The sequence below is a fragment of the Sinorhizobium sp. KGO-5 genome, assembly GCF_036245905.1.
In the GTDB taxonomy this organism is placed as follows: domain Bacteria; phylum Pseudomonadota; class Alphaproteobacteria; order Rhizobiales; family Rhizobiaceae; genus Sinorhizobium; species Sinorhizobium meliloti_A.
In genome coordinates this window covers 136,946-157,514 of record NZ_BDIZ01000007.1, presented here as the reverse complement: position 1 = coordinate 157,514, position 20,569 = coordinate 136,946, and the positions used below count along the sequence as shown (strand labels likewise).

The window sequence follows — 20,569 nt, the reverse complement described above, 5'->3', positions numbered from 1 at the left end:
GAGGTCGAAAACATCTTCCACGCCTGAATTTATCCAAACCAACAAATATCTGAGGAGACAATTCCCATGAAAGCGATCGTAGTGACCGACCAGGCTGCGGGAACAGCCGGAATGAAGCTGGTGGAGCGACCCGAGCCGCAAGCCGCGATAAACGACGTCGTCGTTGAGGTCCATGCGGCGGGTTTCGTCAACACCGAACTGGATTGGCCTTCAACCTGGACGGATCGGGCCTTTCGTGACCGGACGCCATCGATTCTCGGCCATGAGCTGGCCGGTGTGATCACCGCGCTGGGCTATGGCACCACGGGGCTGTCGATCGGCCAGCGGGTGTTCGGCCTGTCTGACTGGTATCGCGACGGCACACTCGCTGAGTACGTCGCCATGGAGGCCCGCAACCTCGCGCCATTGCCCGGCAACGTCGACTTCACGGTGGGCGCAAGCCTGCCAATATCCGGCCTGACCGCATGGCAGGGACTGTTTCAGCATGGCCGCCTGCAGGCGGGGCAGAGCGTCCTCGCACACGGCGCAGCTGGCGCCGTCGGCTCGATCGTGACGCAGCTTGCGCGGGAAGCCGGCGCCTATGTCATCGGCACCGGACGCGCCGCTGACCGCCAGAGAGCTCTGGACTTCGGTGCAAATGAATTCGTCGATCTTGGAAACGACACCCTGGAAGACGTCGGCCGCGTCGATCTGGTATTCGACGTTATCGGCGGCGATGTTCAGAGGCGGTCCGTAGCGCTGATCCGGGCCGGAGGAACGCTTGTGACAGCCGTCGGACCGACGGATATCCGACCTGTGGATGGCCTGGTGGTTGACTTCGTCGTAGAGGCTGATCGTGGCCAGCTCTCGGAGATCGTTCAGCGCGTCCGGGACGGAAGACTGCGGACGAACATCGGCAAGATTTCAAGTCTGGACGATGCGATCGCCACCTTTAATTCTACGGAGCGACGCGCCGGAAAGACGGTCATCCGCGTTCTCCCGTGAGGACTTGGCGAGAACCGAGGATATTCGCGGGGGACTCGAAGCAGCCGCATCTTCCTGCCGGATAGGCCTCCATGCGACGGCGGCCACCGCAAAGACGGGTGCCTTGAAATACCGACTTTCCGTCTTCTCGTCTGTGGCCCGATTCCGCCCTGTCTCGTCAGCTCATTGCTACATACGGCAGCGGTCCGAGGCTTGTAGCAAATCACGTGCACAATCGCCGAGTGAAAGAGGGATCGTTAATATAACCGATAGAAGAAACAGATCCGAAACAGATGTTCGGATGTATTGTTCCTTCGCAACTAATACTGTCGATTGTATCTTGTGGCAAAATTCGGGCGGCTCCTGAGGGCTGTAACTGGATATTCTGTTGAAGATCAGACGGTTATAATATTCTTGCGTAAGGCATCACTTTCTGTGCCATCCTGCGCCGCGCTGGAGGCTGAGGTTCGAAACATGTCCTAAACTTTAGGGAAGGAAGCAGGACAATGCGTAGAACAGGAAAAACTATCATCGGCTCATTGCTTGGTCTCGCCTATGTCGTTGCCACGCCATTTGCCTCACTCGCGTCGTTCGATGACGGCCTGCGTCAGAGTACAGCGCTTGCCGGTCCTCATGGTGACGTCCTTGTCGTTGCCGACGCCGGGAGCGCGCCAGCCGGAGGTCAGGAGACGGGCTCCGGTGGCGGTCAGGACAGCGGCTCCGGCGGCGGCCAGGATACCGGCTCCGGCGGTGGCCAGGACAGCGGCTCCGGCGGCGGTCAGGATACCGGCTCCGGCGGTGGCCAGGACAGCGGCTCCGGCGGCGGTCAGGATACCGGTTCCGGCGGTGGCCAGGACAGCGGTTCCGGCGGCGGTCAGGATAGCGGCTCAGGCGGCGGTCAGGACAGCGGCTCCGGTGGCGGTCAGGACAGCGGCTCCGGTGGCGGTCAGGACAGCGGCTCCGGTGGCGGCGAAGGCTCCGGTGGCGGCGAAGGCTCCGGCGGCGGTCAGGACAGCGGCTCAGGCGGTGGCCAGGATAGCGGCTCCGGCGGCGGCGAAACTCCCGCTTCCACGTCGAGCGACTGACACGGTACCAATAGTCGTTGGATCACGGTGATTCAGGTCGGGTCGACCTAACATCATGAACGTGATCGACTCTACGAAGTTAGAGCGGGATGCGGGCGGAAAACGGCACACTTTTCTCCTCATCCCGCTCTACTGCCGCAATCAGACGCGGTCGAAGCTCATTGAAATCCCGCCTGGCGGAACCACTCCTGGATGCCGGCAAGAACCTCCGCCTTGGCGCCCTCGAGCGTCGGCGCGTAGCGGAAGCCCGTTTCACCGGTACCGTTGCAATGGGAGATGCGCCAGGCCCAATCGCTCATGGCCTGACGTTTCATGACGAAGGCGACTTCATGTCTGCCAAGCATCGCGCAGAAAGTCCCATTCTGCAGCGGCAACCAAGTCAAACGGATCTCTGCAACCCTCACCATTCGAGCCCTCCAACAGCAGAAAAGGTATAGAATGGGGGCCAAGTGCTTGAAACCCCGCCTTTTGAGGGGATGCAGCGCAATACGGGTGGCGAGGGAAAGGACAACTCCAGATAAGGGCTCCTTCGACCATGAGCAAAGCGTCGCTGCGGCGAAGATATCTGATCGGCCGCGGCGGCGGGCAGGAGGAAAATCGTGTTCCAGCAAAATTGCGGACAAACCGGATTCCCTGAGCTACATTGAAGCGCTCGGCTCGTTCTCCGGGCTTCTCGGGAGGGAACCCGGCAGGCCCGACAGCGTTCTTGTACATGATCCCGGGAACGGGAAAGCGGCGATCGAAGCCGGTGTCCGTCGCTTTGTCGCCCGATTGGAACCGAACATACCCTGACGCGGCCTGATTGCCGCGTCGCTGCGATCCAGGAGGAGAAGCATGCAGGTCTTGTGGAGCAATCCCATCGAGCTTGGAATGACCGGGGGTGACGTGCGCATGGTCAAGGGACCGTCCGACGCGCTCCGTTGCCTCGCAGACCATTGGCCGTATCGCGGCCCCTACTATGTCGCCGCGCGCAGCGCGTGCCGCGCCGCGATCGACGGGCGTCGTACCTGCGAGGAAGCACGCAGACTCTTTCTTTCCGCCGCTGAGGAGGCGCGTCTTAAAGCGCACTAGGGCTGTTGAGATTCATTTTGAGTTTATGACGGCTGCTGAGAGATGGATAATGGCGTTGAAGCTCTATTCGGTTTCGTCGGCACACATGGCGATGCAGCTCAAAGTGCTCCAGCGACCTTTGCGGTCTCATAAGACGCGCGGCGCTGTAGGAAACTGTTCAGAGGACTACAAACTTTCCTCCCTCCCATCCCTGTGCTCGTCACAGGGATCCAGCAGCGCCGCGTCTGCGGCGCGGGAAGCGTTCTTTCAGCCCAAGGACTTGGTCTGGCTGGATTCCTGTGACAAGCACAGGAATGAGGGAAATCAAACAGGCGGCGGCGGGCGGTCCGAATCTCAACAGGCCTCAGGAAGGTATCGGAGGGCTGCAATCTCTCCTCCGTCTTCATCCCTGTGCTCGTCACAGGGAACCAGCAGCGCCGCGTCTGCGGCGCGGGAAACGTTCTTTCAGCCCAAGGACTTGGTCTGGCTGGATTCCTGTGACAAGCACAGGAATGAGGAAATCAAACAAGCCGCGGCGGGGCGGCCCGAATCTCAGCAGGCCTTAGCTCACGATATGCCGGGCAAACGACCGCAACACTGATCGATCCTTGCGCGTGCGGTTATAGAGGTTGTCGATGACGATGGCTGATTGGCGCCGATTTTCCGCCGCCTGGGTGGATCGATGCTGGGCGCCTCCAGTTGGACCCCGTGTATTGGTAATACAATTCTTGTGCGGCGCAATATTCGGTCACACCCGGCCGGTCGGCTTGAAAAACAAAGAAACCTCTAATATAACCGTTCCCGTGTGTTAATCCGCGAATATGAGAATGCGATCTTTGCAATCGCGCGGTCCAGCCTCGAAATGAGTGTGAAATCTTCGCGAATTCGCCCGATTTCTGTCGTGAAGGCTTCATCTGGCGCCGTTATATTCTATTCCGTCTTACAAAAACCAATATCGAATGTTTAAGGTCCCATCAAAAGAGGGACATAAGAAATAATACGGGAGAGCTATGATGAGAGAGCGTAATCTCTATCGTATCGTCGAAGTCAGCATGAGGCGCGAAAGCGGCCGGAAGGAAATCGGCATCATGACCGTGCGCCAGGCCCTTGAGCTTCCCCAGGTACCAAGCCTCGAATACAGTCATCCGGAACTCAACTCGCGGTCCGACGGCCGCTTCCTCACGCGTGACCAACTCGAGGCCTATGCGCGCTGCGCCTGACCCCGAGAGCACGGCTCAGGCATCATTCTCACGCCCTGCCTATTGCAGCAGCCCGTCCGGCTGCTAACGTCCTTCTCTCCAGATTCGCTTCGGCGTCGCCCTGACCTAGGGGGCGGTGCTGGTGCGTCGATTTCTGCGAACGAACCGCTCGGGCCAGACCGAGACCGAATGATGGAGCCGGACGATCATGCAGACAGCCCTGACACCCCCGCCCCTCGTCCTGCTGCCGATCTCCGGCAGCTCCGTCGGGTTTCCGGTGCGCCGGGTCTATTGTGTCGGCCGCAACTATGCGGCCCACGCCCGCGAGATGGGTCACGACCCGGACCGTGAGGCGCCCTTCTTCTTTCAGAAAAACGCCGACAATCTTCTGCCGCCGGGCGAGGATTTTCCCTATCCGACGCGCTCTTCCGACGTTCATCACGAGGTTGAGCTGGTCGTCGCCATGCGCACCGGGGGCGCGGACATTCCCGTCGAGCAGGCCGCCGATCACATCTTCGGTTATGCCGTCGGCATCGACTTCACCCGTCGGGATCTGCAGGCGGAAGCCAAGAAGGCAGGCAAGCCGTGGACGGCCGCCAAGGCGTTCGAGCATTCCGCGCCGGTTTCCGCGATCGTCCCGGTCACCGCGATCGGTCATCCCGCAAGCGGCAATATATGGCTCAAGGTCAATGGCGAACTGCGCCAACAGGGCGACCTCGACCAGATGATCTGGAAGGTGCCCGAGATCATCGCCGAGCTTTCCCGCCTCTTCACTCTCGCGCCGGGCGACATCATCATGACCGGAACGCCGTCAGGTGTGGGTGCCGTCACGCAAGGCGATGTCGTAGCCTGCGGCATCGACGGGATCGGCGCGATCTCCGTCAACATCGTTTGAGAAACGGAAGGGCGAAATTCACCGCCTTCGACCAAAGGACGCAGCCGCCATGCCGCTTTACGCTCTAGGACCGCTCAGACCGCAGACGCCGACCGAAGGCAGCTACTGGGTAGCGCCGGACGCAACCATCATCGGGCAGGTTGAGCTCGGCGAGGACGTCGGCATCTGGTTCGGCGCGACGCTGCGCGGCGACAACGAGCCGATCCGCATCGGCGCGCGCACGAACATCCAGGAGGCCGTCATCATCCATGTCGATCCCGGTCACCCGGTTTCCATAGGCGAAGGCTGCACCATCGGTCACCGGGCTATCGTTCACGGCTGCACCATCGGCGACAATTCGCTGATCGGCATGGGAGCGACGATATTGAACGGCGCGAAGATCGGCCGCAATTGCCTCGTCGGCGCCAACGCGCTGGTCACCGAGGGGAAGGAATTCCCCGACAATTCACTCATCGTCGGCGCCCCGGCCAAGATGGTGCGGACCCTCGATGACGCCGCCGTCGAAGGATTGAAGCGTTCGGCCGAACATTATGTGAAGAATTGGCAGCGTTACGCCGCCCAACTTACGCTGCTGGATTGATACGCGGCCTCACGCGCAGCTCTTGCAGTGTCCGCGGATCTCGATCGTCGTCTTCTCGGTCTTGAACTCCTGCGCGCGCACGAGCGTGGAAAGCCGATCCTCGATCACCTCGTCATGAAACTCGGTCACCTGGCCGCAGCCTTCGCAGATGGTGAAGGCCGTGACACCGTGGTCGTGCTCGTGTTCATGCGGGCAGCTGCAGGCCACGAAGGCGTTGAGGCTCTCCAGCCGATGAACCAGCCCGTATTCGAGCAGCTTGTCGAGCGCGCGATAGACCTGCAGCGGTGCACGAAAGCCATTGTCGCGCAGCTTGTCGAGAATGGTGTAAGCGCTCATCGGACCGTCCGAATGGGCCAGCGCCCCCATCACCAGCGACTGGTTCTTGGTCAGTTGGGGCGTAACCATCAGTGATGTCCTCCATCCGAAGTATGCGAGGCGCTCTCGATCCGGCGGCCGACCGGCAGCAGACTCAGCACGAAAAGGACCAGCGCGGCAACCACGATCGACGGTCCCGACGGCGTATCCCAGTGAAGCGAGCCGAAAAGCCCGCCGGCAACGGCGACCGCGCCGATCAGCGAGGCGTAGACAGCCATGACTTCCGGAGACGAGGCGAAGCGACGGGCGGTTGCCGCCGGTATGATCAGCAGCGAGGTGATCAGCAGGATGCCGACGATCTTCATGGCGATCGCAATCACCAGAGCCATCAGCAGCATGAAGAAGAACCGCGCCCTCTCGGGCTCGAGGCCTTCCGCTTCGGCCAGTTCCGGATTGACGGTCGATGCGAGCAACGGCCGCCAGAGATAGACCAGTGCGAAGATGACCAGAATGCCACCGCCCCAGACAATGTCGATATCGGCGCGGGATACCGCGAGGATGTCGCCGAAGAGGAAGCCGACGAGGTCGATCCGGACCCAGGTCATGAAGGCGACGATGACGAGGCCGATCGACAGCGCCGAGTGCGAGAGAATGCCGAGCAGCGCGTCGGTGGAGAGCGCGCCGCGCTTCTGCAGGAAGAGAAGCAGCACCGAGACGACGGAAGCGACGATAAACACGCTTACCATGAGGTTGAGGTCCATGAGCAGCGAGAGCGCCACCCCGAGCAGCGCCGAATGTGCCATCGTATCGCCGAAATAGGCCATGCGACGCCAGATGACGAAGCAACCGAGCGGCCCGGCGACCATGGCGATGCCAATTCCGGCGACGAGCGCGCGAATGAAGAAATCGTCAAGCATCGCGCTTCTCCGTCCCGTAACCCTGGAGCCGCGCGTGATGGCCGCAGCCGCAGTCCGGATCGTGATCGTGAATGTTGTCGGCCTCTTCGTCATGATGGTGCCCGTCGTCCGGGAAGCAGCTTTCGGTGATGCTGCCGTCGGCATGCAGCACCCGCCCGTCCGGGAGGTGCGTATGGTCGTGGTGATGACTGTAAACCGCAAGCGCGCCGGCGGCCCGGCGGCCGAAGAGTTTGAGATATTCCGGACTCTGGCTCACCACCTGCGGCGTTCCGCGACAGCAGACGTGGCCGTTGAGGCAGACGACCGTATCGGTTTCCGCCATGACGATATGGAGATCGTGGGAAATGAGCAGGATACCGCAGCCGGTGCGGTTGCGGATCTGCTTGATCAATTCGTAGAGGGCTATCTCCCCGGAAAAATCGACCCCCTGCACCGGCTCGTCCAGGACCAGCAGGTCGGGTTTGCGGGCGATTGCGCGGGCAAGCAGCGCCCGCTGGAACTCGCCACCCGAAAGGTGCTGCACCTCGGCCTTCGCCATGTGCAGCATGCCCGTCGCTGCGAGCGACTCTTCGATCTCTCGCCCCTTGAGTGGGCCAGTCAGCGTCATCAGCCGCTCCACCGTCAGCGGCAGCGTCCAGTCGACGGCAAGCTTCTGGGGCACATAGCCGACTTTCAGCCCTGCGAGCCGGTCGACGTGTCCCTCATCCGGCTTGAGAACCCCGATCGCCGTCTTCGCCGTCGTCGATTTTCCCGACCCGTTCGGCCCTATGAGGGTGACGATCTCGCCGCGGCTGATCGAAAAATCGACGCCGCGCACCAGCCATCTGCCGTTTCGCCGCACTCCGGCATTGGCGAGGCTGACCAAGGGCGTCGTTTCTGGTGATCGGAAGTTCAACATCAAAAAGTTCCGGCTGGTGGTTGCCACTGGCTATCGCACACGTTATAGCATAACGCAATTGATGTAATAACATAACAACGCCGTTTCAAGCAATGTCCGGCCGTAAACGCCGGCTGCAGCAACCGGACAATTCGGAGAAAACGATGAATTCGACGACTGCCCTCCTGTTCGCCTCGACGCTTCTCCTTGCCTCCCCCGCATTTGCGGAGGCGCCCAATGTGGTCGTCTCGATCAAGCCGGTCCATTCGCTGGTCGCCTCGATCATGCAGGGCGTCGGCGAACCCTCGCTCATCGTCGAGGGCGGCGCCTCCCCTCATACCTACACCATGAAGCCGTCGAACGCCGCGGCACTGCAGGCGGCAAAGGTCGTGTTCTGGGTCGGACCGGGCCTTGAGGCTTTTCTCGACAAGCCGCTTGATACGCTCGGCACAGGTGCCCAGGTGGTCGAACTCGGCGAGGCTCCCGGGCTGGAGAAGCTGAAGTTCCGCGAGGGCGGCGCCTTCGAGGGGCATGATCACGGGGAAGAGGGGCACGGCGGGGAAGCCGGCCACGAAGATCACGGCGATGCCCATGCCGGCGAAGCGGACGGTGCCGAGCATGCCGATAAGCATGACGATCATCATCATGCCGAAGGCGAATTCGACATGCATATGTGGCTCGATCCGATGAACGCCAAGGCCATGGCGACGGAGATCGAGAAGACTTTGGCCGCCGCCGATCCGTCCAACGCCGCCACCTACAAGGCCAATCTGGAGAGGTTCAACGAGCGGATCGACGCTCTCGACAAGGGTCTCGCCGAGACGGTGGCTGCAATCAAGGACAAGCCTTTCGTCGTCTTCCACGATGCCTATCAGTATTTCGAGAACCGTTACCAGGTGCGCGTCGCCGGTTCGATCACCGTCAGCCCGGAAGTGCTGCCCGGCGCGGAACGGCTCTCCGAGATCCGCGCGAAGATCAAGGAATTGGGCGCGACCTGCGTCTTCGCCGAGCCGCAGTTCGAGCCTAAGCTCGTCAGTGTCGTCATCGAAGGCACGCCGGCGAAATCCGGCACGCTCGATCCGGAAGCCGGCACCCTCGAGGCCGGACCGGATCTCTACTTCCAGATGATGGAAAACATCGGCGTTTCGCTGAAGGAATGCCTTTCTTCGGCGAGCTAAGGCCTGTTGAGATTCGGGGCACCGCCGCCGCTTGTTTGCTCGCCTCATCCCTGTGCTCGTCACAGGGATGAGGGAAAAATCGGGGTCGTTAAAAAGGAACACGCAAGGTCAATAGGCCGATGCGAGGCCTGCGATCACGCCCGTTGCGAGGCTGATCAGCAGAAAGTCATTGTCGACGCGCACCCATTGCTGGCCCCGTGGCGGCGGCCGCAGCTTGTAGCGACGGTAGTCGCGGACATAGGCCATGTGGCGCCGCTCGGACGGGCTCAGCCTGTGGCCGCGCGCCCAGCGGTGCTTTTTGACGATCACGCGCTTTTCGACATGCTTCTCGACGTGTCGGTCGACACGTTTCTCGACATGACGATCGATGTGCCTGTGGCGATTGCGATCATGCGCCTGCGCAAGCTCGAAGGAGCCGGCCGGCTGAGCAAGCGCCATCGGAGTGGCGAGGAACGAGCTGGCGACGAGCGCGATCAGAAGGCGTTTCATGGGGTTTTCCTTTCGTTATTACCCCCCGAAACTAAGCCTTCCTTCCTGAACCGAATATGAAGCCTGACATTACAAACAAGTAATGATTACCGATGCTTATAAGAGTTCTCTCATAAACTTTCCGCATTTCAAACGCTAAGCGCCTGGTAACGGAACCGGTCGAAATCGGCAGGCATCGCGCAACCCGAGATATCGAAAGCGAAGATGCCGGCGAACGCCCCCGTGAAGGAACCGTGCTCGCCGCGCCCACCTTCGTCCGAAATCACGCCGGCGTCGAGCACCGGCCCGATGGTCAGCCATTGTGCCTGGTCCGCCCCCCGCCAAAAGAACTGGAGATCGTTGTCTCTCACCTCCATGGCGAGATGAATTGGACCGTCGGGTACGGCGATCCCGCTGCCGACCGGATAGGTCAACCGCCCGTTCGGAAAATCGCCCGGACAGGAGAGTACGGTGAGGGTACGTCCGAGGGTTTCGTGCCGTGTGACGCCGAGGGCATGGAACTTGTGCCGGTTATAATAATGCGTGAGACCCGCGACCTGCTGATAGGTGTCAGGAGCGAAATCGACGACGGCTTCCGCGCGGAAGGAATGATGTTCCTGCCGCCGCGCCACCAGCGCCTGCTCGAACCAGCTGCCGATGCTCTCGCGGCCGAAGAGCCGGAGATGCCCGGGCCGGGCGGCTAACGAGAATATCCGCTCCGGGACCGGGGTGCGCAGCCACTGGAACTCCGGCGGAAGCACCTGCTCGTCGAAGTCCGTTTCAAAAAGGACACGCTCAGCGACGGTTCCTGCGGCTCCCGGCGCGGGCACGGTCACCTCGGGAACCGGGCCGCCATTTTCGAGATAGAGCCATCCGTCCTCCCGCCAGACGCATTTCTGCAGCGCAGTCTCGCGGCCGAGCGTGCAGCGTCGCTGCGGCGACAGCGGCCGGCCGCAAAGATGCGTATGATAGGCTTGGCCGTCCGGCGTCTCGACATATTGCCCGTGCCCCGCGCGTTGCAGAGCCGCCTCCGGGTGACCCTTGGATGTGATGAGATGAACATTCGGGTGCATCTCGTAAGGTCCGTCGATCGTGCGGGACCGCGCCATGCCCACGGCGTGGTCGTAACCTGTTCCTCCCTCGGCGACAGTCAGGTAATACCAACCGTCGCGTCTGAAGAGATGCGGCCCTTCGACGAGGCCGAGCGGACTGCCGGCGAAGATGTTCTTCGTTGGGCCCACGAGCTTGCGGGTTCGCTCGTCCCATTCCTGCAGCAGGATACCGTCGAAAGCGGGGCTCTTGGGCGAGCCGCCGAAGCTTTCGGAGCGGTGGTTCCACTTCATGTTGAGAAACCATTTGCGGCCATCGTCGTCATGGAAGAGCGACGGATCGAATCCCGACGAATTGACATAGACCGGATCGGACCAGGTGGCCTCGACCGCTTCCGCAGTCACGATGTAGTTGTGGGCATCCTTGAAGTTGCCGTCCAGGCGTTTGACGTCGGTATAGACGAGCCAGAACAGCCCGTCGCAATAGGAGAGGCACGGAGCCCATACGCCGCAACTGTCGGGGTTGCCGCGCATGTCGAGCTGACTTGCGCGTTCGAGCGGACGGCGCACGAGTCGCCAGTTCACGAGATCGCGCGAATGGTGAATCTGCACGCCGGGGTACCATTCGAATGTCGAGGTCGCGATGTAATAGTCTTCGCCGACCCGACAGATGGACGGGTCCGGATTGAAACCGGGCAGGATCGGGTTCCGGATCGTCGCGTTCATCTCTTGCATCTCCCTCTTCGCGGTGCCGCATCCAGCCCCAAGCTCACCGTCTTTTCAAGACCTTTCGCGCAACGTTCCCAGACCGGCATCCCGGCAGATTGCCACCTGTCGAATCGCCTGAAATCCCCTGCGCGGGCTTCATTTTCCACGAAAGCTGCGGCGGAACATCGGCGGGAAGCGCGCCTGCGTGCCTAAGTTTTGATCATTCGCCGGTGGACGGTATTCGACTTTCGTCTGAGACCCCGCCCCTATCCCGGAAAATCGGCCATCGCACTTGAAAGCAGGCTTGAAATGGGCACTCTGCCTGTGCTTGGCAAAAAAACAAAAACCATTGCGGGGAGGAACTCGATGAAACCGTTACTCGGCTTCAGCCGATTGATCGACGCCATTACCGAAAAGATCGGCAAGGCGGTCTCTTGGCTTATTCTGGTGGCCGTGCTCGTGAGCGCCGGCAATGCCGTCATCCGAAAAGTGTTCAACATGTCGTCCAATGCATGGCTGGAGGCGCAGTGGTATCTCTTCGGCGCCGCCTTCATGTTCGCTGCCGCCTACACGCTGAGCCAGAACGAGCACATCCGCATCGACGTCGTCTACGGAATGTTCTCGCGCCGCGTGCAGCACTGGATCGACCTCTTCGGACACGTCTTCTTCCTGATGCCCTTCGTGCTTCTCATGCTCTATTACCTCGTGCCCTACGTACGGATGTCCTATGTTTCGGGCGAACTTTCCTCGAGCGCCGGCGGGCTCATCCTATGGCCGGCGAAAGCGATCCTGCTGATCGGCTTCGTTCTTCTCGCCCTGCAGGGCGTATCCGAAATCATCAAGAAGATCGCGATCATGACCGGAAACATGGACGATCCGACGCCTTACGTTCCGGCTCATGCACCGCTCGATGACACGGTATCGCCGGAGGCCCGCTCATGATCGAGTTCGTCGCTGAAAACCTGGCGCCGATCATGTTCGTGTCGCTGATCGTGTTCCTGCTGCTCGGATATCCGGTCGCCTTCTCGCTTGCCGCCAACGGTCTCCTCTTCTTCATCATCGGCGTCGAACTCGCGCCCTTGTCGGATTCCATCAATCTCTCCTGGCCCCTGCTCAACGCATTGCCGGAACGGTTCTGGGGGGTCATGTCGAACGACACGCTTCTCGCCATCCCCTTCTTCACCTTCATGGGCATAGTGCTCGAACGGTCGGGCATGGCCGAGGACCTTCTCGACACGATCGGCCAGCTCTTCGGTCCCGTGCGCGGGGGGCTCGCCTATGCTGTCATCTTCGTGGGCGCGCTTCTTGCAGCCACCACCGGCGTCGTTGCGGCTTCCGTGATCGCCATGGGTCTGATCTCGCTGCCGATCATGCTGCGCTACGGCTATGACCGCCGCATCGCCACCGGCGTCATTGCTGCATCCGGCACGCTCGCGCAGATCATCCCGCCGTCGCTCGTGCTGATCGTTCTTGCCGACCAGCTCGGCCGCTCGGTCGGCGACATGTATGCCGGCGCCCTCATCCCCGGTCTCGTTCTGACCGGGCTCTATATGGGCTACATCCTGCTGATGACCTTCGTGAAGCGGCACTCCATGCCGGCGCTGCCTTTGGAAGCGCGCACGCTCGGGTCCGGCGTCACCTCGCTTGCGATCGCGCTCCTGGTCGCCTGCGCAATCGCCTATGCGGCCCACGTCTATCTTTCGCCGACACAGGGCGAAAACGCGGACATCCTCGGAGCGACGGTGGGTATCATATTCATCTATCTGGTCGCCCTCGCCGACAGGGCGCTCAAGATCAACGCGCTTTCGCGTCTGGCCCAGCAGGTGATTATCGTGCTGATCCCGCCGCTGGCCCTGATCTTCCTGGTTCTCGGCACCATATTCCTCGGCATCGCCACCCCGACCGAAGGCGGAGCCATGGGAGCCGTCGGCGCCCTTGTCATGGCTGCGGCCAAGGGCCGGCTGAACATGGAGGTCGTCCGCGCCGCGCTCGCCTCCACGACACGGCTCTCCGCCTTCGTGCTGTTCATCCTGATCGGCGCCCGGGTCTTTTCGCTCACCTTCTACGGCGTCAACGGACACCTCTGGGTGGAACATCTGCTGACCGCGCTCCCGGGCGGCGAGATCGGTTTCCTGATCGCCGTCAACGTGCTCGTCTTCTTTCTGGCGTTCTTCCTCGATTTCTTCGAGCTCGCTTTCATCATCGTGCCGCTGCTCGCACCGGCGGCCGACAAGCTGGGCATCGATCTGATCTGGTTCGGCGTGCTGCTCGGCATCAACATGCAGACGAGCTTCATGCATCCGCCCTTCGGCTTCGCACTCTTCTACCTGCGCTCAGTCGCAGCCCGGGTGCCCTATCTCGACAAGGTGACCGGCAAGAAGATGGAGCCGGTGACGACGGGGCAGATCTATTGGGGCGCAGTGCCTTTCGTCGGCATACAGATCATCATGATCGCGCTCACACTCATGTTCCCGCAGATGGTGCTGCATTACAAAGGCAGCGGCACCGGCGTCGATCCGTCAACGATAAAGATCGAAGTTCCGGGCTTCGGCAACGGCGGAGGCGGCCTGACCTTGCCCGACAACGGCGGCGGCCTCGGTCTTCCCGGCGGCTTGCAGCTACCAAGCGGCAGCCCGCTCGACGGGGCTGGCCAGCAGCCGGCCCAACCGAATACGGCGCCGCAGCAGAACAACCCGGCTCCCGATCTCAGCGCACCGCCGTCGTTCAACTGAAGTGCGTTCCACAAGCAGGCCGACGGCTTACCGTTGGCCGATACAAAAGAAGCCACCCGGCACCGGCCGGGTGGCTTCTTTGCATCGTTCCATTTGGAAGGACGGATCAATCGGCAGCGAATTGCCGGGGGCTGAGCCTCAGAGCGGCTGCGCGGCGATGGCCTTCGAGCCGTTCTGTAGCGCTCTGCCGTACAGCGGCAGGAGCGACCGCGGCAACGCCGCGTTCATCCAACCATTGATGCGTGCAGATTTTGACGTAGGAGCCGACCCAGAGCCCACCCGTATACCGGCCAGCGGCCATGGTCGGAAGGGTGTGATTGGTGCCGCAGCACTTGTCGGAGTAAACCACGCTGGCCAGTTCGCCGATAAAGAGTGAACCGTAGTTGCGGAGCTTCTTGGCGGTGGCCTGCGGATCACGGGTGTGAACCTGAAGATGCTCGGCTGCGATGTAGTCTGAATAGGCGATCATCGCTGCTTCGTCTTCGCAGACGGTGATCTCCCCATAATCCTTCCAGGCTACCGACGCGACATCGGCAGTCGAGAGGTCCTGCAACTGCCTTTCGACTTCGACCAGGGTAGCTTCCGCGAGCTTGCGGTCGGTCGTGATCAGACCGACGCGGGTGCGAACATCGTGTTCTGCCTGCGCAAGGAGGTCGGTGGCGATCATAGCAGCATTGCCGGTTTCGTCGGCGACGATGAAGATTTCGCTCGGGCCGGCAAGCTGGTCGATGCCGACTTGACCAAACACCTGGCGCTTGGCTTCGTTGACGAATGCGTTGCCGGGGCCAACGATCTTGTCGACCGCCGGGATTGACTCGGTGCCTGATGCCATTGCCGCGATTGCCTGGGCTCCGCCTACACGGAAGATGCGATCGGCACCTGACAGATGGCAGCCCGCGATCATGGCCGGGTGTGCGTTTGGCGGGAGGCAGGCGATTACCTGGTCGCAGCCGGCGACCTTAGCCGGTACGATGGTCATGACCGGCGCCGACAGGAGAGGATACCGACCGCCAGGCACGTAGCACCCCACGACTTCGATCGGGATGACGCGGTGGCCGAGGTGCAGACCCGGCAGTGTCTCGATTTCAAGCGGGAGGATGGTCTTGAGCTGAGCTTCGGCAAAGGCGCGGACGTTCGCGATGGCGAATTCGGTGTCTTCGCGGGTCTGCGGATCGAGTTCCGCTACGGCCTTCAGCCTCTCTTCTTCGCTTACTTCGAACTTTTCAAGCTCCACTTTATCGAAGGCTGCGGAGTATTCGCGAACAGCGGCGTCACCACGCTCACGCACATTTGCGATGATGTCCTTGACCGTCTTCTCGACCGGAGCCGTGTCGGAGACTGCGTCACGGGTAGGCTTCTTGATCTGGACGAACCTGTCATTCAATGCGGCGAGACGCGATGTCATTAAAATCTCCTGTGTGCGGTGGTGTCTCAGCATCGTGGAACCGCGGCAGACGGGCAATTGCCCGCAAACCACTCGTTCAGTATTCTCACCACTTTGCGCGCCCGACGATCTCCGGACGTAGGAAGCGCGCGCCGGGGGTGCCATGCTGGGGCGAACCGATCAGATTAAGGAATCGACGAATGCCGAAAATCGGAAGCAAACTTCGTGAACTGCGCCGGAGGCGAGACTTGGGTGTCAGAGAACTGGCTGCGCGGTCGGGCATTTCACATTCTACGATCTCATTGATCGAGCGAGACCGAATGAGCCCGTCGATCGACACGCTCGGCGCGGTCCTCGACGCCCTGGGCACGACGTTGCCCGGCTTCTTTTCCGACCTGCAATCGAGTCTTCCATATACGCCGTTCTATTCCTCGGCCGACCTCATCGAGATCGGAAAGGCTGACACAATTTCCTACCGCGTCATTGGTCTGGACCATCCGAACAGGCAGATGCTTATGCTCCATGAGCGTTACGCGATCGGCGCAGATACCGGAGAGGAATTCACCCATGCGGCACAGGAGGCCGGCATGGTTCTGTCCGGAGCCGTCGAGGTGACGGTGGGCAACCAGAAGCGTATCTTGGGCGCGGGTGACGGCTACTATTTCGATAGTCGGCTTCCGCATCGATTCCGCAACGTCCACGATGGCCCGAGCGAAATAGTGAGCGCGATTACGCCGCCAACCTATTGACGCACGCGTCACTCGATCCGAGTGGTGAGAATAGTGACCAAAGCGGTTAGTGCCCTTCCCAAACCCCTGAAAACTGCTTTGTATCGTGCAGTCGAAAACACTAATGGGGAGGGCTCGATGAAAATCCTTAAAGCTGCTGTCATTGCCTCTAGCGTCCTGCTGACGAGCGTCGTCGGTGCGCAATCACGCGACCTGACGGTCGTATCCTGGGGTGGGAATTTCCAGGACGCGCAAAGAAAAATCTTCTTCGAGACATTCGGGAAGGAAACTGGAAAGCCCGTTCTCGATGAAAGCTGGGAGGGCGGATACGGCGTGTTGCAGGCCAAGGTGAAAGCCGGCGTGCCGAACTGGGATGTCGTCGAAGTCGAAGCCGAAGAGTTGGCTCTTGGTTGCGCCGACGGCATCTACGAAAAGATCGACTGGCAGAAGATGGGCGGGAAGGAGGCTTATCTCCCCGCGGCCGTCAGCGACTGCGGTGTCGGCAATATCGTCTGGTCTACCGGCCTGTCCTACGATGGTGACAAGCTGGCGGAAGCTCCGAAGACCTGGGCCGATTTCTGGGACACGAAGAAATTCCCGGGTAAACGCGGCCTGCGCAAGGGACCCAAATATGCGCTTGAGTTCGCCTTGATGGCAGATGGCGTCCCTGCGGACCAGGTTTACGACGTTCTGAGCGGCGAAGGCGGCGTTGATCGCGCATTCAAGAAACTAGATGAACTGAAGGCGGATATCATCTGGTGGGACGCTGGGGCACAACCACTCCAGCTGCTATCTTCCGGCCAGGTCGTCATGACGTCCGCATATAACGGCCGCATCAGCGGGATCAATCGCAGCGAGGGCAAGAAGTTCGGTTTCGTTTTCCCCGGCAGCGTCTATGCAATCGACAGCTGGGTAATCCTGAAGGATAGCCCGAACAAGGACGCCGGCATGGACTTCATCGCCTACGCGAGCAAGGCCGAAAATCAGGCGAAGCTTCCGGAGTATATCGCATACGGGCTTCCGAACCTTGGTGCGACCAAGCTCGTCCCGGAACAGTTCCAGAAGGAGCTGCCGACGACGGAAGAGAACCTGAATGGTGCCGTCGCTCTCGACGTAGACTTCTGGACAGACAACTCGGAAGAGCTCACCCAGCGTTTCAACGCCTGGCTGGCTCAGTAGGCGATCGTCTCAGTTAATTTACCGCCGCTCTGTTGCCCCGATCGATGGGGCAACATAACCCTTTGATCGTTTGGGGGGTGGCCCTCCTCCATTTTGCGTAGGTGACGATGGGCAACGCATTCATTCACTTCGACAAAGTCAGCAAAGCGTTCGGCGCCATGACCGTCGTCGATAAACTGGACCTGGCTATCGAGAAGGGCGAGTTTGTCAGCATGCTCGGACCATCCGGTTCAGGCAAGACTACACTTCTGATGATGTTGGCCGGCTTCGAGGCCCCCACCAGCGGATCAATTTCCGTCAGGGGCAAGCGGGTCGATGCACTGCCGCCCCACAGACGGAACATGGGCGTGGTTTTCCAGAACTACGCTCTGTTCCCCCATATGACAGTTGCGGAGAATGTAGCGTTTCCGCTCAAGATGCGTCGGGTGTCCCGCGGTGAAATCGTCGATCGCGTCGGCAAGGCTCTCGATATGGTCCAACTCGGGGCGTTCCACGACAGGCGGCCGATCCAGCTGTCGGGCGGTCAGCAGCAGCGTGTAGCGCTGGCGCGAGCGCTCGTCTTCGAACCTGAAGTGGTCCTTATGGACGAACCGCTCGGGGCCCTGGACAAAAAGCTTCGCGAGCAGATGCAGATGGATATTCGCGATATCCATCATCGATTGGGTCTGACCATTGTTTTCGTGACACATGATCAGGCCGAAGCGCTGACGATGTCGGACAGAATCGCCATTTTCAATCACGGAAAGATCGAGCAGATCGGCACGCCTTCCGAAATTTATGACCGTCCGACGACGCAATTCGTCGCCGAATTCATTGGCGAAACCAACTTGCTCAGCGGCAAAGTGACGACGTCCGAAAACGGTTTGCTGGGTATTGCGGTCGATGGCGGCCAGCAACTCCAGGTCGCGTCAGCCGCAAAGCACGAACCGGGCAAGCACGTGAAAGTCTCGGTCCGGCCCGAGCGCATCGAACTCGGTTCTTCCGACGGGTCGAGGAATGAATTGAAGGTCAGGGTGTCTGACGTGGTCTATCGCGGTGACCACCTGCAGGTCGTCGTCGAGGCGGCAAACGGGTCTCTCGTCATCAAGTCTACCAGGAAAGCAACCACGCCTCGGATCGGTGATGAGGCGGTCGCCTCGTTCTCACCCGAACAATGCTGGATCGTCGCATGAAGCAACGCTCCCGGTTCCTGCAGCATGCCAAATCGTTCGTCCTGATTGCGCCCCTTGCGCTATTCCTTCTGTTCTTTTTCGTCGTCCCTTTGGGAACCATGATGAAGACCGCCGTTTCCGATCCCGTCGCGTCTCGCGCGCTACCTACCGTAGCTGCTGCCCTCGACGGATGGGACCGCTCGAGCGCTCCGCCGGTGGAGGCGCAGAGAGCGCTGGTCGTCGACATTCAGGGAATACAGGACGACGAATTGTTTGGTGACCTCGTTCGCCGGCTGAACAGCGCGAAGTCGGGTTTTCGAACATTGATGAGCAAGACCAGGACGGCCGTTGCCGATGACCCTAGCCTCGGTGACCTCACCTCCGTCGATCGGCGATGGAACGACCCGGCATTCTGGATTGCAGTGCAGGACGCCGCAAGCTCGCCTGTCACCGACCGAAATCTTCTTGCGGCTGTCGACCTGACGCGTGACAAGAATGGCAACGTGGTCGACGCGCCGGCCGGTACCTCGGCAAACCGCGAAACGCTGCTTCGCACCATGGTCATGGCGGGCATGGTGACCGTCTGCACCGTTTTGATCGGATTGCCCTTCGCGATGGTGGCCGCCTCGACCACTGGCTGGAGGCGTCAACTCCTGCTTGGAGCGGTTCTGCTCCCGCTTTGGACATCGCTGCTCGTCAGAACGGCCGCCTGGTACATCATTCTGCAAGACAATGGTCTGATCAATATGACGCTCCAGGCAATCGGCCTGACGGACGGGCCATTGCCTTTGATCTTTAATCGGTTAGGCGTCGTCATCGCCATGACCCATGTCCTGCTTCCCTTCATGGTATTGCCGATCTTCAGTGTTTTGATCGGCATTCCCAAGAACCTGATGCCAGCCGCGGCCTCACTTGGCGCGTCACCTTTCCGATCATTCCTTTCGGTGCTTTTGCCACTCAGCCTGCGAGGCGTCGTGTCCGGATCGCTGCTCGTGTTCATGAGCGCTCTTGGGTACTACATCACACCTGCACTGATCGGCGGCGCAAAGGATCAGATGATCAGCGCCGTGATCGCCTACTATGCAACGGGCGCGGCCAACTGGGGCATGGCAGGGGCGCTCGGGATCGTTCTCCTGACCTCAACGATCATCCTTTACGTCGTCTACCTGCGGCTCTCATCCGAGGAGGCCAGGGCATGAGGACGCTTTCCCTGTCCAAGGCGATATTCGGCTCGGCCGTCGTCATCTTTCTCATGGCCCCGCTATTTGCGATCCTGCCGCTGGCCTTCACCGACAGCGTGTTCCTCAACTATCCGATCCCTGACTTTTCGTTGAGGTGGTTCGATGAATTGTTCACTGCCGATGCCTGGCGGCGCTCGATTACCAACAGCCTGATCATCGGAGCAGGAACGACGGTGCTTGCCACCGCGCTGGGCACGGTCGCCTCGCTTGGGCTTCGCGGAAAATCCGTATCGCTCCTGTTCGGCTTTTTCCGCACGGTGTTCCTGCTTCCGATGGTGGTTCCAGCGGTGGTGCTGGGCGTCGGTATGCAGTTGATGTTCGCCCAGTATGGGCTCGCGAATACCTATTTGGGAGTGATCATAGCTCATACGGTGATCGCCATCCCGTTCGTGGTGGTGAACGTCACGGCCGCGCTACAGGGCATCGACCGTCGGCTTGAAAACGCTGCGGCCAGCCTCGGGGCGTCGCCGACGGTCGTCCTCAAGACGGTTACACTGCCTTTGGCCATGCCCGGAATCATTTCAGGAGCAGTCTTCGCGTTTGCGACCTCGCTGGATGAGGTGGTGCTGACGCTGTTCGTCGCGGGTCCCAACCAGAGAACCGTTGCACGGCAGATGTTCTCCACGATCCGCGAGAACATCAGCCCCGCCATTGCTGCCGCCGCATTCCTGTTCATCGTAGGCACCGTCCTGATTGCAGCCTTGGCTTACTTCCTTCGAAAGAAGCGGCAGGTCGCGTGAGCTGGATCGGCGCACTTTCATAAAAGGCCACGACGGAAAGCCTGCACGCAAGCGGGCCGAAGGGGACCCGCGGCAATGTTCCGGTCCTCAAATGGCTTAATGGGAAGCAACTCACCTGCAGCTAGTCCCT

The 20,569-nt window shown here is 60.7% G+C and carries 21 protein-coding genes; 14 read left to right on the top strand and 7 right to left on the bottom strand.

Translation table 11 applies throughout. The annotated features are described in order from the left end of the window. Positions 1–66 precede the first annotated feature (66 nt). Together BHD07_RS25030 and BHD07_RS25025 are read left to right on the top strand one after the other, a co-directional pair. The gene (locus BHD07_RS25030) at positions 67–984 is read left to right on the top strand and encodes an NADP-dependent oxidoreductase (protein ID WP_338283571.1); all 918 of its coding nucleotides are present in this window, start codon (positions 67–69) and stop codon (positions 982–984) included. 485 nt (positions 985–1,469) lie between these two features. After that, a complete protein-coding gene (locus BHD07_RS25025; RefSeq protein ID WP_338283570.1) occupies positions 1,470–2,048 on the top strand; it encodes a hypothetical protein in 579 nt (192 codons plus the stop codon). A gap of 158 nt (positions 2,049–2,206) precedes the next feature. Here BHD07_RS25025 and BHD07_RS25020 read toward each other — a convergent pair whose 3' ends face one another. Continuing rightward, positions 2,207–2,455 carry a hypothetical protein gene (locus BHD07_RS25020; RefSeq protein ID WP_100673706.1) on the bottom strand — a complete coding sequence of 83 codons (249 nt, stop codon included), beginning with the start codon at positions 2,453–2,455 and terminating at the stop codon, positions 2,207–2,209. 427 nt (positions 2,456–2,882) lie between these two features. Here BHD07_RS25020 and BHD07_RS25015 point away from each other — a divergent pair, with 427 nt between their 5' ends. From BHD07_RS25015 to BHD07_RS25000, 4 genes are all read left to right on the top strand, one after another. After that, a complete protein-coding gene (locus BHD07_RS25015) occupies positions 2,883–3,119 on the top strand; it encodes a DUF982 domain-containing protein (RefSeq protein WP_003536844.1) in 237 nt (78 codons plus the stop codon). Positions 3,120–4,108: 989 nt separating this feature from the next. Beyond that, positions 4,109–4,318, top strand: coding sequence for a hypothetical protein (locus BHD07_RS25010; RefSeq protein WP_100673707.1), 210 nt, complete (start codon positions 4,109–4,111; stop codon positions 4,316–4,318). Positions 4,319–4,505: 187 nt separating this feature from the next. Beyond that, positions 4,506–5,192, top strand: a complete 687-nt coding sequence (locus tag BHD07_RS25005) for a fumarylacetoacetate hydrolase family protein (RefSeq protein ID WP_102761302.1) — start codon at positions 4,506–4,508, stop codon at positions 5,190–5,192. 49 nt (positions 5,193–5,241) lie between these two features. Beyond that, positions 5,242–5,772 (top strand): gamma carbonic anhydrase family protein, encoded by a 531-nt coding sequence (locus BHD07_RS25000; protein WP_127712763.1) that lies wholly within the window; start codon positions 5,242–5,244, stop codon positions 5,770–5,772. A 9-nt stretch (positions 5,773–5,781) separates the two neighbouring features. On the opposite strand, the gene BHD07_RS24995 is transcribed toward BHD07_RS25000, so the two are convergent. The 3 genes from BHD07_RS24995 to BHD07_RS24985 are packed head-to-tail and all read right to left on the bottom strand — an operon-like array spanning position 5,782 to position 7,902. Continuing rightward, positions 5,782–6,177 carry a Fur family transcriptional regulator gene (locus BHD07_RS24995; protein ID WP_003536852.1) on the bottom strand — a complete coding sequence of 132 codons (396 nt, stop codon included), beginning with the start codon at positions 6,175–6,177 and terminating at the stop codon, positions 5,782–5,784. Then, the gene (gene znuB, locus BHD07_RS24990) at positions 6,177–7,004 is read right to left on the bottom strand and encodes a zinc ABC transporter permease subunit ZnuB (protein WP_338283565.1); all 828 of its coding nucleotides are present in this window, start codon (positions 7,002–7,004) and stop codon (positions 6,177–6,179) included. Before znuB ends, BHD07_RS24995 begins: the two co-directional genes overlap by 1 nt. Further along, on the bottom strand, positions 6,997–7,902 hold the full coding sequence (locus tag BHD07_RS24985; protein ID WP_018095205.1) for a metal ABC transporter ATP-binding protein: 906 nt from the start codon (positions 7,900–7,902) through the stop codon (positions 6,997–6,999). The genes znuB and BHD07_RS24985 overlap by 8 nt, the downstream gene beginning before the upstream one ends. A gap of 143 nt (positions 7,903–8,045) precedes the next feature. Between BHD07_RS24985 and znuA the strand changes: the two genes are divergently transcribed. Then, positions 8,046–9,059, top strand: a complete 1,014-nt coding sequence (znuA, locus tag BHD07_RS24980; RefSeq protein WP_338283564.1) for a zinc ABC transporter substrate-binding protein ZnuA — start codon at positions 8,046–8,048, stop codon at positions 9,057–9,059. 108 nt (positions 9,060–9,167) lie between these two features. Here the strand turns inward: znuA and BHD07_RS24975 are convergent, their stop codons facing one another. Continuing rightward, positions 9,168–9,548, bottom strand: a complete 381-nt coding sequence (locus BHD07_RS24975; RefSeq protein WP_275597788.1) for an RcnB family protein — start codon at positions 9,546–9,548, stop codon at positions 9,168–9,170. Between the two features lie 128 nt (positions 9,549–9,676). Continuing rightward, a complete protein-coding gene (locus BHD07_RS24970) occupies positions 9,677–11,302 on the bottom strand; it encodes a glycoside hydrolase family 43 protein (RefSeq protein WP_338283563.1) in 1,626 nt (541 codons plus the stop codon). Positions 11,303–11,650: 348 nt separating this feature from the next. On the opposite strand from BHD07_RS24970, the gene BHD07_RS24965 reads away from it, so the two are divergent. Together BHD07_RS24965 and BHD07_RS24960 are read left to right on the top strand one after the other, a co-directional pair. Further along, positions 11,651–12,226: a TRAP transporter small permease subunit gene (locus BHD07_RS24965; protein WP_100673713.1), complete on the top strand. Its 576-nt coding sequence runs from the start codon at positions 11,651–11,653 to the stop codon at positions 12,224–12,226. Next, positions 12,223–14,016: a TRAP transporter large permease gene (locus BHD07_RS24960; RefSeq protein ID WP_100673714.1), complete on the top strand. Its 1,794-nt coding sequence runs from the start codon at positions 12,223–12,225 to the stop codon at positions 14,014–14,016. Before BHD07_RS24965 ends, BHD07_RS24960 begins: the two co-directional genes overlap by 4 nt. A 106-nt stretch (positions 14,017–14,122) precedes the next feature. Here the strand turns inward: BHD07_RS24960 and hisD are convergent, their stop codons facing one another. Beyond that, on the bottom strand, positions 14,123–15,421 hold the full coding sequence (gene hisD, locus BHD07_RS24955) for a histidinol dehydrogenase (RefSeq protein WP_338283560.1): 1,299 nt from the start codon (positions 15,419–15,421) through the stop codon (positions 14,123–14,125). Positions 15,422–15,600: 179 nt separating this feature from the next. Here hisD and BHD07_RS24950 point away from each other — a divergent pair, with 179 nt between their 5' ends. The 5 genes from BHD07_RS24950 (at position 15,601) to BHD07_RS24930 (ending at position 20,439) form a co-directional block, all read left to right on the top strand. Next, entirely contained in the window at positions 15,601–16,149 is a 549-nt protein-coding gene (locus BHD07_RS24950; protein ID WP_338283558.1) for a cupin domain-containing protein, read from the top strand. Positions 16,150–16,266: 117 nt separating this feature from the next. After that, entirely contained in the window at positions 16,267–17,307 is a 1,041-nt protein-coding gene (locus BHD07_RS24945; RefSeq protein WP_338283557.1) for an ABC transporter substrate-binding protein, read from the top strand. 107 nt (positions 17,308–17,414) lie between these two features. Next, positions 17,415–18,479 carry an ABC transporter ATP-binding protein gene (locus tag BHD07_RS24940; RefSeq protein ID WP_100673717.1) on the top strand — a complete coding sequence of 355 codons (1,065 nt, stop codon included), beginning with the start codon at positions 17,415–17,417 and terminating at the stop codon, positions 18,477–18,479. Continuing rightward, complete coding sequence (locus BHD07_RS24935) at positions 18,476–19,657, top strand: ABC transporter permease (protein WP_338283555.1); 1,182 nt, start codon at positions 18,476–18,478, stop codon at positions 19,655–19,657. Before BHD07_RS24940 ends, BHD07_RS24935 begins: the two co-directional genes overlap by 4 nt. After that, positions 19,654–20,439: an ABC transporter permease gene (locus tag BHD07_RS24930; RefSeq protein WP_338283554.1), complete on the top strand. Its 786-nt coding sequence runs from the start codon at positions 19,654–19,656 to the stop codon at positions 20,437–20,439. The genes BHD07_RS24935 and BHD07_RS24930 overlap by 4 nt, the downstream gene beginning before the upstream one ends. Positions 20,440–20,569 lie beyond the last annotated feature (130 nt).

Bases quoted from the DNA above. Each gene is read 5' to 3' on its own strand.
- BHD07_RS25030 (WP_338283571.1), top strand. From the start codon at position 67: ATGAAAGCGATCGTAGTGACCGACCAGGCTGCGGGAACAGCCGGAATG.
- BHD07_RS25025 (WP_338283570.1), top strand. From the start codon at position 1,470: ATGCGTAGAACAGGAAAAACTATCATCGGCTCATTGCTTGGTCTCGCC.
- BHD07_RS25020 (WP_100673706.1), bottom strand. From the start codon at position 2,455: ATGGTGAGGGTTGCAGAGATCCGTTTGACTTGGTTGCCGCTGCAGAAT.
- BHD07_RS25015 (WP_003536844.1), top strand. From the start codon at position 2,883: ATGCAGGTCTTGTGGAGCAATCCCATCGAGCTTGGAATGACCGGGGGT.
- BHD07_RS25010 (WP_100673707.1), top strand. From the start codon at position 4,109: ATGATGAGAGAGCGTAATCTCTATCGTATCGTCGAAGTCAGCATGAGG.
- BHD07_RS25005 (WP_102761302.1), top strand. From the start codon at position 4,506: ATGCAGACAGCCCTGACACCCCCGCCCCTCGTCCTGCTGCCGATCTCC.
- BHD07_RS25000 (WP_127712763.1), top strand. From the start codon at position 5,242: ATGCCGCTTTACGCTCTAGGACCGCTCAGACCGCAGACGCCGACCGAA.
- BHD07_RS24995 (WP_003536852.1), bottom strand. From the start codon at position 6,177: ATGGTTACGCCCCAACTGACCAAGAACCAGTCGCTGGTGATGGGGGCG.
- znuB (WP_338283565.1), bottom strand. From the start codon at position 7,004: ATGCTTGACGATTTCTTCATTCGCGCGCTCGTCGCCGGAATTGGCATC.
- BHD07_RS24985 (WP_018095205.1), bottom strand. From the start codon at position 7,902: ATGTTGAACTTCCGATCACCAGAAACGACGCCCTTGGTCAGCCTCGCC.
- znuA (WP_338283564.1), top strand. From the start codon at position 8,046: ATGAATTCGACGACTGCCCTCCTGTTCGCCTCGACGCTTCTCCTTGCC.
- BHD07_RS24975 (WP_275597788.1), bottom strand. From the start codon at position 9,548: ATGAAACGCCTTCTGATCGCGCTCGTCGCCAGCTCGTTCCTCGCCACT.
- BHD07_RS24970 (WP_338283563.1), bottom strand. From the start codon at position 11,302: ATGAACGCGACGATCCGGAACCCGATCCTGCCCGGTTTCAATCCGGAC.
- BHD07_RS24965 (WP_100673713.1), top strand. From the start codon at position 11,651: ATGAAACCGTTACTCGGCTTCAGCCGATTGATCGACGCCATTACCGAA.
- BHD07_RS24960 (WP_100673714.1), top strand. From the start codon at position 12,223: ATGATCGAGTTCGTCGCTGAAAACCTGGCGCCGATCATGTTCGTGTCG.
- hisD (WP_338283560.1), bottom strand. From the start codon at position 15,421: ATGACATCGCGTCTCGCCGCATTGAATGACAGGTTCGTCCAGATCAAG.
- BHD07_RS24950 (WP_338283558.1), top strand. From the start codon at position 15,601: ATGCCGAAAATCGGAAGCAAACTTCGTGAACTGCGCCGGAGGCGAGAC.
- BHD07_RS24945 (WP_338283557.1), top strand. From the start codon at position 16,267: ATGAAAATCCTTAAAGCTGCTGTCATTGCCTCTAGCGTCCTGCTGACG.
- BHD07_RS24940 (WP_100673717.1), top strand. From the start codon at position 17,415: ATGGGCAACGCATTCATTCACTTCGACAAAGTCAGCAAAGCGTTCGGC.
- BHD07_RS24935 (WP_338283555.1), top strand. From the start codon at position 18,476: ATGAAGCAACGCTCCCGGTTCCTGCAGCATGCCAAATCGTTCGTCCTG.
- BHD07_RS24930 (WP_338283554.1), top strand. From the start codon at position 19,654: ATGAGGACGCTTTCCCTGTCCAAGGCGATATTCGGCTCGGCCGTCGTC.